The organism is Embleya sp. NPDC025285 (assembly GCF_055558835.1).
Window position 1 is genome coordinate 1 of sequence record NZ_JBVHLU010000058.1, and the last position, 12,643, is coordinate 12,643.

The following is a 12,643-nucleotide window of genomic DNA, read 5'->3' on the forward strand; positions in this document are numbered from 1 at the left end:
GACCCCCGTACACCCCCCCCCCCTCTCTCCCCTCCCCCCCCCCCCCCCCCCCCCCCCCCCCCCCCCCCCCCCCCCCCCCCCCCCCCCCCCCCCCCCCCCCCACCGGGGGTTCCGGGGCGTCGGAAGGCCGGGGCGCAGCATGGAGACCTGCGCATCGGCGCTGCCGGCGCCACCGAGACCGGCACGAACGGGGCCGCTGCCCGCCAGTTCGACGACGAGTGCTTACCAGTCGGTTGCGGTGTCCATCGACTGCTGCCAGTACGTGACCTTGAGCGAGTCGTCGACATAGGTGCCTTTGGCGGGCAGCGACGGGTGGGCGCCCGTGCCGACGTTCTCGTTCCCGGAGGGGCCGTGGAAGTAGACGGTGAGGGACTTCTCGGTGTGGCCGGTGCCACCGCTGCCGTCGGCGGCGGACAGGTTGACGGAGGCGTAACCGGACTCGCCCGGCTCGAGCGTGACGACCGCCTGCGGCTTCGATGCCTCGATGACGGGAGGTACGGACTGGGCCTCGCCGAAGCGCACCGCCGGGTAGCCGTAGAGGAAGCAGCGCTTGCCACCCGTGTTGGTGACGGTGAGCAGCATGTGGTTCACGGGGCGGTTCAGTGGGGCCGCGACGGTCCTGGTGTTGGAGCCTTCGCAGGTGACCGGGTCGCCGGAGTCCGTGCGGCCGGCCGGGCCCTGGGTGTTGGCCGGGCCGGGTTTGCCGGTTGCGGAAGAGGGCCGGGAGGAGGGGGTACCGGCGGGGGCGGACGCGGACGGTGCCGCGGCCGGCGGCGCGGTGGAGGGGGCGCCGGGCGCCGGGGTCGAGGCCGATGCCTTCGCGTCGGCGTCCTTGTCGTCGTTGCACGCGGTCAGCAGGAGCGCGGCGAGCGCGAGCGTGGCGGCGCCGACGAGACGAGAGCGGGAAGTGCGGTTGCCGGACATGAGGTTGAGCCCCTTCGATGTTCGGGTGGGGGGTGCTGCTTGAATGAGCACGAGCTTGTGGGGCGAGCCGTCCCAACCGCCAGGCACGGCGGGCAGTTGGGGACGCCGGAACGGCAAATCCCGCTCTGAGCAGGGGAAACGCAGTGCCCCTGGAACGCGGGAATGGGACACGAGGCATGGAGGAACGGGTGCCGGGGGCAACGGGGGCCGAGGAAACGGAGGCGTTCGCGCGACTGCTGCGCGAGCTCAAGGACCGCTCGGGACTGAGTTACGGCGCGCTGGCCAAGCGGCTGCACACGGGCACGTCGACCCTGCACCGCTACTGCAACGGCACCGCCGTGCCGAGCGATTACGCACCGGTGGAACGCCTCGCCCGGGTGTGCCGGGCAACGCCGCAGGAACTGGTGGAGCTGCACCGGCACTGGATCCTGGCGGACGCGGCGCGGGGGCGCCGGGCGGATCCGGCGGTGGTTCCGAACCCGGCCGCGGATTCGGCTCAGGCCCCGGCGTCGGGTTCGGTGCCGGCTCCTGCCCCACTCCCGGCGTCGGGTTCGGCTCGGGGCGCCCGTCCGGATGGAGAGGCTCAGGCGGTCGGCTCGTCGGAGACGGTGGATGCGGGTGCGGCGGAGGATTCGGCCGAGCGAGCCGACACGACGTCTAACGAGCCGGATTCGGGCTTGGACTCGGACTCGGCGACGCTGCCGGGCTCCGCGGCGGCCCTCGCGGCGGCCTCCGGAACGGACCCGACGCGCGCGGCGACGTCGCGCGGACAGGGACCGGGCCAGGGCGAGGAGGGCGGTGAGTCGGCGGACGTCGACGCGCCTCGCGAGCCCGCGCCGTCACGGCGTCGCCGTACCGTGGCGACCTCCTTCGTCGCGGTCGCTGCCCTGCTGGGAGTCGTGATGGCCGTCGTACATCCGTTCTCCGACGACGAAGGCAACGATGCGGGCGACCGCCGGGCAGCCGGTCCCGCCGCCGCGATCACCGGCGCGGCGGATGCCACGGAGCGACCCACCGGGCGGGCCTCCTCCTCCCCGTCTCCCCACGGGACCGCGCCGGCCTCGGCCGTCACGACCGACTTCGGCAACGTCGGGCCCGGCGCCTCGAAGAGTGGTGGTACGCAGGGCGCGCGGGAGCCCTCCGGCGACAGCGGTGCCGGCGCCGTCCCGCTCCATGTGGGCATCCGCCCCTACGTCTACAACAATCCGTGCAGCCAGCACTTTCTCGTCGACAGTGCCCCCGAACAGGTCGGCCCGCCCGCGAACGAGCGGGACGCTCCGCGCTGGGCCTCCGCGTACGGCGCGGTCTCCTCGAACGAGCAGAAGATCGCCCTCACCATCCAGGGCCGCGGCCAGGACACCGTGGTCCTGGAGGCGCTGCACCTACGTGTCGTCGGCAAGAGCGCGCCGCTCGCCTGGAACGACTACTCGATGGGGGTCGGCTGCGGCGGCGGCGTCGAGACCAAGTCGTTCGACATCGACCTCGACAAGGGCAGCCCCGTCATCACCGCGAAGAACGGCCAGGGCGACTTCCCGTACAAGGTCAGCGCGTCCGACCCGGAGGTCTTCTACGTCACCGTGCACACCAAGGCGCACGACGTCCGCTGGGATCTCACCCTGGACTGGTCCAGCGGCGACCGCCGCGGCACGGAGCACATCGACAACAAGGGCACGCCGTTCCGCACCAGCGCCGACGCCGGCCGCCCCGGTTACGACTACCCGCTGGGCGGCGGGGAGTGGGTCGAACGGCAGGAATGACGGCGGATGGCACCACCGCCCGCATCGACACGATCGAAGGCCGGGCGGCCGGTGGGCGACGACGGGCGGGCGGCCTGGGGGAAGGCTGCGGCGTTCGGGGAAGGCTGCGGCGTTCGGGGAAGGAACCCGCGAGCCGGGACGGCCGGCCGGCGCGCTCCCTGTCCCTGCGTTCCGCGCGGCAACACCAAGCGCGCCCGGGTCACGACTGGTCCGTGAGGAACGCGTGCAGTGCGGTGGTCAGCGCCGCCGGGTTGTCCTCCTGGACGATGTGCCCCGCGTTCGGTACGACCACGAGTCTCCCGTCCGGGATGCGCTCGACCAGGCGTTCGGCGGTGGCCTGCGGGAGGACCTTGCTGCGTGCGCCGCGTACCACCAGGACCGGTACCGCGGTCAGCCGAGCGTCCAGCCGATCGATGGCCGCGAGGATGGCGGGGAAATCGGGGGGACGCGGATCGCCCTTCGGTATCCAGACGCCGTCGGGCGCACGACGAAACAGTGTGTTCATGCGGTAGGCGACGCCGGCGCGGTCGGCGCGCGGATTGACACACATCGCGGCCTGGACCACCGTCTCGAGTTCTCGCACGGGACCGAGCCCGGCCATGAACGCCCGTACCCGCCGGGTGCTTTCGAAGTCCACGCCGGGTGCGACGTCGACAAGAGCCAACCGCTCCACCAGGCCGGGCCGCGAGTCGACGACGTGGGCGGCGACCACACCGCCGAGCGACATGCCGACCAGCCGGACCCGATCGAAGCCGAGATGATCGGCCGCGGCGACGACATCGGCCGCCATGGTGTCGACGCGGTAGTCCTCGGACCAGTCGCTGTCGCCGTGTCCACGCAGATCCAGCGCGACCAGTCGGGCGGCGCCCCGCAAGCCGAGGCAGACGAAGTCCCAGGTACGCGCGGTCAATCCGCCACCGTGCAACAGGAATACCGGAGGTCCCGTTCCGCCCCAGTCGAGTCCGTGCAGCCGGCAGCCCGCGCGGGAGAAGCGGATCTCGCGGGGCGGCACCGCAGTGTGGACCCTGACGCCCAGGGCCGCCGCCACCTCGACCATCGCCGCGGTCGTGGCTCGTCCGTGCACGACGCCTCCCCTCATACCTTGGCCACTCAAGGTAAATCACTTACCTTGACCAGTCAAGGTAAGCGGAGCGGCCGGCCACCCGGGTACGACGCAACCCCGACGGCCCCGAGCGCATGTCCCCGAAGGCCGCGAACAACCTGCGCGCCGCCGCAGGCGATCCAGCCACCGCGCAGTTCCGCGTCGCAGCCGCACGGATCGGGGTCCCGTCTTCCACCGGGACAAATCAAGTACTGCTCCATCGAGGGCCGAGCGGGAGCGGGGGTTTCCGGAAATCGGCGCGCCGCACGCATGATCTCCACGCGCGCGAAATCGATCGGAATGGAATCCGATCGGCTCTCGCATCGCGAGTACCGTCCGAAAAGCGATCCGCCGACCGAAATCCGATCGTTTCGCGCCGATCGGTAATACGACACGGCGGGCAGCATGGTGGAAGGCGGTCATGGCCCGCTCGAGTATCGGATGTACACGGTTCCGGGCGACGACGGAGGACGGGACGGGGTATACGGAGATACGTGCGACGAGTAGTGCGATCGTGGGGAACCCCTCTCGCCATCCGCTCGCACGCCGTCACCGTCCGGTTTCCGGGTGGGTTCGCTCCGCCGAGGAGTGACTCGGTGGAGCGAACCCGCCCGCCCGCCTGTCGTCGTTGTTCGGCTGCGTCCCGTGTCCGCGATATCGGTTATGCCGCGGGGCCGGGTGCGTGTGGCCGGTTCGAGGGTTGTCGCGTCAGCCGCGGACGGCGGCGAGCGTCACCTTGACGTCATGGCCGCTGTGCCAGCCGGTGTCGATCAGGGGGCTGTGCCGGCTTTCGTCGCCCCAGCCGTAGTACTTGCGCCAGGTGGTGTACCAGATGCCGCCCTTGCCCCATCCGGTGACCACGTGGGCTTGGGCGATCTTGCCGTCGTGCTTGTTGTCCCACAGGTATATCTGCGCCTTGGTCTGCTTCTGGGAGCCGCTGCCCCGGTCGCACTCCCGGTACCTGAGGCCGGTGGAGTTGCCCGACGTCCGAATGTCTCGCCAGTCCGTGCAGCTTTCCGCCGCCACTTCGGCCGACGGCGGTGCGACAGGTGCGGCCCCGGCCGGTGTCGCCACTGCCGCGGATGCCGCGAATGCCGCGAGCATGCCGGCCACGAGTGCGAAGCGCTTGCCCATGTCCATGGTTCGAACTCCCTTCGACGGTTGTGCTCTTGGCGACGCGGAGTCGACCGCGCCGTGTGGTACCAGGGAAACCGACCGCGGATTTCACGGCTTCCCACCGCGGGTTGGTCTTGGTCGTCAACCTGCGCGGCAGTCGGCTCACCGCTTGCACCCTGCGCATCAGGCAACGGGGCAACCACCGAGGCAGGGGCGGCGCGAGGTCACACCGCCGCCATGGCCTGCGGCTGTACCCGATTCGCCGACACGGACTCCGATACGGACGTGCCGGATGCGGAGATCCCGCGTGTTCGTATGGGTTTATCAATCGGCCGGTTGTGGGATCGAGGGTGAATCCGAAAGGAGCGAATCCCGCATTTCGACGGCTCCCATTCGACGGCTTTCTTTTGCCGGGTCGACCACCGGCCGAGGTCGCGTCACACGGCCGGCCGGTCGGTGGACCACGGCGAGGTCATTCCGTCCCCATATGGACGCTCGCGCCTCCGAAATGTGCGTCGATCCACCCTCGGACAACCCTGCACCGGATGCGGCATTCGGGTGTCGTCGTCGAATTTCCCGCGAGACGCATCGGACAAAGCACTCATTTATGATCTTCTCGACTGCTCAAGGAACCGCCGCGATGAATTCGAAGGCGAAGCATGTACGATAAAGATTCGGTAACGTGAAGGCCGGGGTCATGGTCGTCGGATGGCTGGGGTGGGCCTTCTTCGACGGACGATCGCCTCGGGTCGGCCATCCGGGCCGCCCGGGCCGCCCGGTCGTCCCCGCCGAATCGAGTGTCCGCATTCGGCCCGGTAGGCGGCCGAGGAAGGAGAACCGCCCCAGTGGCGTCCAGACATCGGTGCGGACAGCACCGTAAGCCCAAACCGCGCACCTCGGCCCGCGCGGTGGCGACCGTGGTCACCGTCGCCGCGACCATGACCGGCACGATCGCCTTGGCCGGTACCGCCCAGGCCGACCCCCAGCCTTCGCTGCAGCAGATCCAGGAGCAGGTCAACAAGCTGCACAGCGACGCGATCAAGGCCACCGACGTCTTCAACGGTGTCCAGGAGCAGGCCGACAAGCTGCGCGAAACGGCCAATCGAACGCAGGCCCGGGTCACCGACGAGCAGAATCAGCTCAACATCCTGCGTGACCAGATCGGGGTCGTCGCGGCCGATCGGTACCGGGGCGGCACCCTCCCGGCGACGCTCTCGCTGGCGCTGAGCGGAGACCCCGAGAACTACCTGCAGAAGGCGCAGATGATCGCGCAGCTCGACAGCCAACAGGCCGCCAAGCTGCGCCAGATCGCCGCCCAGGCACGTGCTTTGAGTCAGGACCGCACCGAGGCTTCTTCGCAACTGGCGGAGTTGGAGAAGTTGCGAACCGAACTCAACCGGAACAAAACCGAGATCCAGGGGAAACTCGCCGAGGCCGAGCGCCTGCTCAACACCGTCACCAGGGAGCAGCGGGCCAAGATCCTCGCCTCCTCGGAGCATGAAGCCGACCCGGGAAGCCGTACACCCGAGCGCAGTTCGCGCGACAAGCCGAAGGACACACCCACGGCGGATGTGCCGGCTTCCGGACGGGCGGCCGTCGCGATCCAGTTCGCGCGTGCCCAGATCGGCAAGTGGTACGGCTGGGGCAAGACAGGCCCCACCAACTACGACTGTTCGGGCCTGACCCAAGCCTCCTGGGGTGCGGCGAACGTCAAGTTGTCACGCGTCACGACCACACAGATCAATGACGGCAAGAGGGTGACCAAGGCGGAACTGCAGCCCGGGGACCTGATCTTCTTCAACAGGGACAACTCGCATGTCGGCCTGTACATCGGTGGCGGTCGCATGATTCACGCACCGCGTCCCGGTACGCAGATCACCGAGGCCTCGATCGACACCATGTTCTTCTACGGGGCTGTTCGTCCCGGCTAGAGACGATCGTCAGCTCGCCGGCGAACGTACCGCCCGCGCATCGGCACGGAGACGAGAATCCGCCCGTTCGCTGATCCGCGCGTCCGGTCCCGGCCGCGCCGCCCACACCTCCCGGTGTCGGCGGCGCGACCCGGGAGGCGGAGCCGGTTGCTCAGAATGTCCACCGTGTGTGGGTGTAGACCCCCTCGTCCCGGCCGAAGCCGTACGCGGTCGCCGGGGCTACCGCGAACACCAGCACGCTCCCCTTGCGGATCCCATCCCCCATCCCGTGGAAGGTGCCCTCGGGCGACGTGATGTGCGCACCGTACTTGGCCTCGTAGGCCCCGATCACCTGCTCCAAAAGCGCCGGATCGTCGATGCGTTTCGCCGTGCCCTCGACCACGACGTCGAGTCCCTCGGTGAGCGAGTTCCCCCCGGTCAGCAGTGCGCAGTGCTCGTCGTGGGCCAGGTTCCTGGCCTTCTGCTCTCCCGGACCGGTGGAGAAGTACAGCGCGCCGTCGTGCCAGGCGGCGATCAACGGGGTGATGTGCACCCGTCCGTCGGGTCGCACGGTGGTCACCCAGAAGATCTCGGCCGCGTGCATTCGGCGTTGGGCCTCGGCCCATTCGGTGGCCGTGACATCCGCGGCGCCGGGGCGGGGGTTGAGTGCGGAGCTGTAGCGGGCGTCGAGTTCGGTGGTGGGTTGTTCTGCGGGTCCGTTTCGAGACATGGCGGACTCCTTCCTGTCCTTGCTCATGTAGACCGAAAGTCCGCGCCGAAATCATCGCGGAACGCGTGCCGTCTTTCCGTACGTCCGATCAGGTGCCACTCACGACACCGGGGAGGTTGCGCGTCCGCGCCGACCTTCGGCTGTCGGGCCCGGCGGTGACGGGATCTTGGACGCGCATGCGGGTGACAACCGGGCGACACCGCGAGCGCGGCCCTCGTTCGGCTCGGGGCACGCCCTTCAATGATCCGAGGGCCCGCCGCCCCCCCCATCGGCGGCGGAGCCTGGCGGCAGCCTTCCAGCAGAGCCGTCCGGTGGGCCCTTCCGGCAGGCAGGGCCGTCCGGCAGGCCCTGCCAACAGACAAGGACGTTTCCATGCGTGGTGTCGTGATGCATGCCCCCGGCGATGTGCGGGTCGAGGAGCGCGCGGACCCGGCGATCCTCGCCCCGACCGATGCGGTGATCCGGCTGGCGGCGACGTGTGTGTGCGGGTCGGACCTGTGGCCTTACCGGGGGATCGAGTCGTTCGACGCGCCCGCGCCGATGGGCCACGAGTACGCCGGCGTCGTCGAGCAGGTCGGCAGCGCGGTCACCACCATCGAACCCGGGCAGTTCGTGGTCGGGTCGTTCTTCGCCTCGGACAACACCTGCGAGATCTGCCTCGCGGGCTACCAGTCCTCCTGCGTTCACCGCGAACCGGTCGGCGCCCTCGGCTCGCAGGCGGAGCGGCTGCGCGTCCCCTTGGCCGACGGCACCCTGGTCGCCACGCCCGGCATTCCGGAGCGTGACCTGGTTCCGAGTCTGCTCGCCGCGTCGGACGTGCTGGGCACCGGGTGGTTCGGCGCGGTCGCCGCGCAGGCCGGGCCGGGCAAGACCGTCGCGGTGGTCGGCGACGGCGCGGTCGGGCTACTCGCGGTACTGGCCGCGAAGCAGCTCGGCGCGGAGCGGGTCATCGCGATGAGCCGACACGAGCCGCGACAGAAGCTCGCGCTCGAGTACGGGGCGACCGACATCGTCACCGAGCGCGGCGACGACGGTGTGGCGCGGATCAAGGAGATGACCGACGGCCTGGGCGCGCACTCGGTGATCGAGGCGGTCGGCTCCCAGGAGTCGATGATGCAGGCCATCCGCTCCACGCGCCCCGGCGGCCATGTCGGCTACGTCGGCGTCTCCCACGACGTGCGACTGGACGGACAGGAGCTGTTCTTCTCCCATGTGCATCTGCACGGCGGCCCCGCCCCGGTCCGCCGGTACCTCCCGGAGCTGATCGACCTGATCTGGCACCGACGGATCGACCCCGGCAAGGTCTTCGACCTCGAACTCCCTCTCGACCGAGCCGCCGAGGCGTACCGGGCCATGGACGAGCGCCGCGCCATCAAGGCCCTTCTCACCGTCTGATCACCCGGCGGTTCCGAACGCGGCCCTCGGCGCGGCCTGCGCCTGGGCAGAGGTTATCGGCCCCGGCCCCACGCACGCCGGAGGTCGAGGTCGACCCGACGGGCACCGAGTCCGCGGTCAGTGCCGCCCGCGCGTCGACTCGGACGCGCCGCCGAACAACCGGGCCACTGCCCGGAACGGCAGCGTGACGACGGTCGCGATCGCATGCCCGATCTTGGCGAAGACGTCACCGATGGCTCTCAACATTTCCGACCTCCCATCGCCTTGAACAACGCCGCACGCCTCTCGCGATGCGGTGCTCCATGGCTGCCCCCGGAGAGCAACGGAAAACATTGCGGACGGGATGTGGCAGCGGGATATATCGGACGGCAAAGGTATAGACCTATTGTCCCGCGGTATGGCGGACGGCTAGCTTGGGTTCGCCGCGCGGCACGAACCGTCAGTCCTTGCACGTCGTTTCCCCGGGCCGGACCGCCCGGGAGAATGGGGTTGGGCTCATGCGCAAGCTTTTGATCGGTTCCGCGTTCGTCCTCGCTCTCGTGGCCGGCTCCGTCGCACCCGCGGCCGCCCGGGGCGGGCCTCCGGACTTCACCTACATCGTCGGCTACTACACGTCCTCCGAGGACTGCCGCGCCGGAGCCGTCGCGCAATACCCCAACCACGGGGCGTACTTCTACTGCCAGCAGGTCAACGACCACCTCTGGGCGCTGTGGATGCACTAGCCCACGCTCACCCGCTCCCGGAAGCCCCGTCCCTCGACGAGGGCTTCCGGGTAGACGACAAAGCCGCGACCCGGCAACGACGTCAACGCTGCCACCGGGAGTCGGCCCTCGCGGTCGACGAAGTCGAGGCGTCCGCCGCGGATCCGGTGGCGCGGCTGCGTGCGGCCATCCTGGTGCCGAGCGCGTGGGCCTGCGCGTCTCGGGGTCGGGCGGTGCGGGCTCAGGTCAAAAGCTTTTGCTTGGCCCTTTGGAACTCGTCGTCGGAGATGGTGCCGTTGTTCTTGAGGTCGGCGAGCTTCGAGAGTTGGTCGATGGGGCTCGCGGTCGTACTCGCCCCGCTCGTGGGGCCGGCGGCGTCACGGACGTATGCCTTGAAGGCGGCCTCGTTCTCCTTGGCCTCCTCGACGTCGCGGCGGTTCATCGAGTGGCCGCGGACGACGAGGTAGATCAGGACTCCGACGTAGGGCAGCACGATCGTGAAGATGAGCCAGCCGGCCTTGCCCCACCCGCCCAGGTCGTGGCTGCGGAAGATGTCGCCGATCACCTTGAACAGGAGGAAGAACCACAGGACCCACAGGAAGAGCCACATCATGGTCCAGAACAGGTTCAACAGCGGATAATCGTCCATCGAAAACTCCCAGTTCAGGGCCGCGGTCGGCGCCGTTGGGGCGCGGGCTCGCCGGCTTGCCGGACTGCCGCCGGACATCGCCGTGACGGGCACGTCGGACATCGGGCACGGCAATCATTCAAGGCATACCACTGGTTTCGGGCGGGAGCATTTCGGGAGCCGTGTGGCGCCTCGCCTCGCCTCGCCTCGCCTCGGTCGCCGCGTCCGCGCAGCGCCGCGCATCGCGACCGAGCCGAGCGACACGTCCGCTTCGACGGACCGTAGGCCGGGTTGCCGTTCCCCGGAAACAGCGGAACCGTTGTGCTCACGATGTGGCTGCGTCGACCCGCCGCGTGAGGCGGTGATACCGGCTGCGCCGAGGAATACCCTCGACTTCGCCCCGCGGTTACCGTCATGGGGGCAACCAATGGTCCTTGACCTCGTCATCATCGGTACAGCCATCAGCTTGGGGCCGTTGCACAACTGCGCGTTCATTCTGCTGCTGTCCACGGACAGAGGGTTGTTGAAGGGGCTCGTCTTCATCCTCACCTGGCTCGCCGAACTCGTCCTCGTGGTCGCCGGTGTGGTGTGGCTGACCGGTGGCAACCCGCCCTCGCGCCACAGCGCGTCCTCGACGGCGGCCCTGGCGACGAAGTTGGCCGTGGGCGTCGTACTCGTCGCCTATGGCGAGCGCAAGCGGCGTCGGGGGCCCACCCGACCTCGAAAGACACCCAAGTGGCTGGCACGGCTGGATCACGTCTCCGCGTGGACGGCCGCAGGACTCGCCGTCCTGCTGCAGCCCTGGGCAATGGTCGCCGCCGGTGGTGCCACCGTGGTGCAGGCGGACATGTCCTCCGCCCTCACGTTCGTGGCCTTGATGAGCTTCTTCCTGCTTGCCACGGGCAGTGTGCTGGCAATGGAGCTGTATGCGGCGTTCGCGCCGACCGAGGCGCGGGCCGAACTCGCGCGGCTGCGCACTTCGATCGAATCACACCAGGACCAGGCGATCGTCGTCCTGTCGCTGCTGACCGGCCTGTGGCTCGTCGCACAGAGCACCTACGAACTCGTCACGTAGAGGCCGAAGCCACGCAGGGGCGCGACGACGTCTCCAGGCGCCGGGTTGGGCCGGGACGGGTGGCCGGTGAGGGGGTGACGTCGCCCAGAGCGTCGTCTCGTCGCGGCGTCGCGGCCTGTCGGCATCGGCGCCGCGGTTCACCTGCCGCGCGATCCCGGCCCGTCGGGTAGTCCCACCGGGACCGGGGCCGGTGGTTCGCCGGGAATCACCCCTGGCAGGTGATCCCAGGGGCACCCGAGTGGGCTAACTTCGCACTATCCCGGTCGGCGCACTCATTCCCGATCGGCGGTAGGGCGCCGCCCGGGGCCGGGTGAGGAGACACGGCATGCGTGCACCGGGGCCACGGCATGCGTACACCGGGCCGCCGGCCCGTTCGTCGGGGAGATCGGTCGGTCCGGCGAGCGACCCGGCAACTTCCTCAGACTTTACGCACCGCGCGCCGGCCGCAGCGGCCATCGCGCTCGACGAGCGACTCGACCGTGTCGAGGCGAAGCCCGTCGTTCCCGACGCACCCACCTGGAACCGCCGTGAGCAATGAAGCCAACGACATGGGCCCGATCGACTACCTGATCATCGAGTTCCCGGGCAGCCACATGACCGGAGAGGGCCTACCCCTCCTCGTCGACCTGGTGGACCGCGGCATCATCCGGATCCTCGACCTGGCCTTCGTGCGGAAGCAGCAGGACGGCACGGTCTCGGGCCTGGCGTTGGCCGATGTGACCGGCGACGGGCTGCTCGACCTCGCGGTCTTCGACGGCGCGTCCTCCGGCCTGTTGGGCGAGGACGACACCGCGGAGGCCGCCTCCTCGCTGAGCCCCGGGGACTCCGCCGCCCTGCTTCTCTACGAGAACCTGTGGGCCGCGCCCCTCGCCGCCGCACTGCGCCGCGGCGGTGCCCGCATGGTGGCCGGCGGTCGGATCCCGTTCGAGAACGTCGTCGACGCGCTGGACGCGCTGGAAGCCGCCACCTGACCCGCGGGCCCGTCCCGCCTTCCCGAGGAGGAAATCATGCCCGGACTCCTGCGCGGCGTCGCCCGTACGGCCGTCGTCGCCGGAACCGCCACCGCCGTGTCCAATCGCGTCTCGCGCCGCCAGGCCGGCCGTTGGGCGCAGCAGGGCGAGGAACAGGCCGCCCCGCCGCCCGCCGCCGCTCCACCCGCCGCGGCGCCGGCCGACCCCATCGCCCAACTCAAAGACCTCGCCGCGCTCAAGGAGCAGGGCGTCCTCACCGACGACGAGTTCGCAGCCCAGAAGGCCCGCATCCTCGGCACGTGAAGTCGGGGAGCACACCGCCCCCGCGCACGCG

13 protein-coding genes are annotated in these 12,643 nt (G+C 69.9%); 7 read left to right on the forward strand and 6 right to left on the reverse strand.

Features of this window, described 5'->3' with window-relative positions:
- Positions 1-222 precede the first annotated feature (222 nt).
- Positions 223-924 carry a DUF4232 domain-containing protein gene (locus tag ACZ4FV_RS31860; RefSeq protein WP_395860355.1) on the reverse strand — a complete coding sequence of 234 codons (702 nt, stop codon included), beginning with the start codon at positions 922-924 and terminating at the stop codon, positions 223-225.
- Positions 925-1,100: 176 nt separating this feature from the next.
- On the opposite strand from ACZ4FV_RS31860, the gene ACZ4FV_RS31865 reads away from it, so the two are divergent.
- Positions 1,101-2,681, forward strand: coding sequence for a helix-turn-helix domain-containing protein (locus ACZ4FV_RS31865; RefSeq protein WP_465323878.1), 1,581 nt, complete (start codon positions 1,101-1,103; stop codon positions 2,679-2,681).
- Positions 2,682-2,880: 199 nt separating this feature from the next.
- Here the strand turns inward: ACZ4FV_RS31865 and ACZ4FV_RS31870 are convergent, their stop codons facing one another.
- Positions 2,881-3,765: an alpha/beta fold hydrolase gene (locus tag ACZ4FV_RS31870; RefSeq protein WP_402233525.1), complete on the reverse strand. Its 885-nt coding sequence runs from the start codon at positions 3,763-3,765 to the stop codon at positions 2,881-2,883.
- Between the two features lie 726 nt (positions 3,766-4,491).
- Complete coding sequence (locus tag ACZ4FV_RS31875; RefSeq protein WP_402233523.1) at positions 4,492-4,923, reverse strand: hypothetical protein; 432 nt, start codon at positions 4,921-4,923, stop codon at positions 4,492-4,494.
- A gap of 893 nt (positions 4,924-5,816) precedes the next feature.
- On the opposite strand from ACZ4FV_RS31875, the gene ACZ4FV_RS31880 reads away from it, so the two are divergent.
- Positions 5,817-6,830 carry a C40 family peptidase gene (locus ACZ4FV_RS31880; RefSeq protein ID WP_395860347.1) on the forward strand — a complete coding sequence of 338 codons (1,014 nt, stop codon included), beginning with the start codon at positions 5,817-5,819 and terminating at the stop codon, positions 6,828-6,830.
- A gap of 151 nt (positions 6,831-6,981) precedes the next feature.
- Here ACZ4FV_RS31880 and ACZ4FV_RS31885 read toward each other — a convergent pair whose 3' ends face one another.
- Positions 6,982-7,539: a pyridoxamine 5'-phosphate oxidase family protein gene (locus ACZ4FV_RS31885; RefSeq protein ID WP_395860345.1), complete on the reverse strand. Its 558-nt coding sequence runs from the start codon at positions 7,537-7,539 to the stop codon at positions 6,982-6,984.
- 372 nt (positions 7,540-7,911) lie between these two features.
- Between ACZ4FV_RS31885 and ACZ4FV_RS31890 the strand changes: the two genes are divergently transcribed.
- The gene (locus tag ACZ4FV_RS31890) at positions 7,912-8,934 is read left to right on the forward strand and encodes a zinc-dependent alcohol dehydrogenase family protein (protein WP_395860343.1); all 1,023 of its coding nucleotides are present in this window, start codon (positions 7,912-7,914) and stop codon (positions 8,932-8,934) included.
- A gap of 117 nt (positions 8,935-9,051) precedes the next feature.
- Here the strand turns inward: ACZ4FV_RS31890 and ACZ4FV_RS31895 are convergent, their stop codons facing one another.
- Positions 9,052-9,180 carry an LPFR motif small protein gene (locus ACZ4FV_RS31895; protein WP_395860341.1) on the reverse strand — a complete coding sequence of 43 codons (129 nt, stop codon included), beginning with the start codon at positions 9,178-9,180 and terminating at the stop codon, positions 9,052-9,054.
- 251 nt (positions 9,181-9,431) lie between these two features.
- Here ACZ4FV_RS31895 and ACZ4FV_RS31900 point away from each other — a divergent pair, with 251 nt between their 5' ends.
- On the forward strand, positions 9,432-9,656 hold the full coding sequence (locus tag ACZ4FV_RS31900) for a hypothetical protein (protein WP_395860339.1): 225 nt from the start codon (positions 9,432-9,434) through the stop codon (positions 9,654-9,656).
- A gap of 220 nt (positions 9,657-9,876) precedes the next feature.
- On the opposite strand, the gene ACZ4FV_RS31905 is transcribed toward ACZ4FV_RS31900, so the two are convergent.
- Positions 9,877-10,284: an SHOCT domain-containing protein gene (locus ACZ4FV_RS31905; protein WP_395860337.1), complete on the reverse strand. Its 408-nt coding sequence runs from the start codon at positions 10,282-10,284 to the stop codon at positions 9,877-9,879.
- A gap of 406 nt (positions 10,285-10,690) precedes the next feature.
- On the opposite strand from ACZ4FV_RS31905, the gene ACZ4FV_RS31910 reads away from it, so the two are divergent.
- The 3 genes from ACZ4FV_RS31910 to ACZ4FV_RS31920 all read left to right on the forward strand — a co-directional run bounded on the left by ACZ4FV_RS31910 (position 10,691) and on the right by ACZ4FV_RS31920 (position 12,612).
- The gene (locus ACZ4FV_RS31910) at positions 10,691-11,338 is read left to right on the forward strand and encodes a GAP family protein (RefSeq protein WP_465323879.1); all 648 of its coding nucleotides are present in this window, start codon (positions 10,691-10,693) and stop codon (positions 11,336-11,338) included.
- Positions 11,339-11,886: 548 nt separating this feature from the next.
- The gene (locus ACZ4FV_RS31915; protein ID WP_395860963.1) at positions 11,887-12,309 is read left to right on the forward strand and encodes a DUF6325 family protein; all 423 of its coding nucleotides are present in this window, start codon (positions 11,887-11,889) and stop codon (positions 12,307-12,309) included.
- A 36-nt stretch (positions 12,310-12,345) separates the two neighbouring features.
- Entirely contained in the window at positions 12,346-12,612 is a 267-nt protein-coding gene (locus tag ACZ4FV_RS31920; protein ID WP_402233517.1) for an SHOCT domain-containing protein, read from the forward strand.
- Positions 12,613-12,643 lie beyond the last annotated feature (31 nt).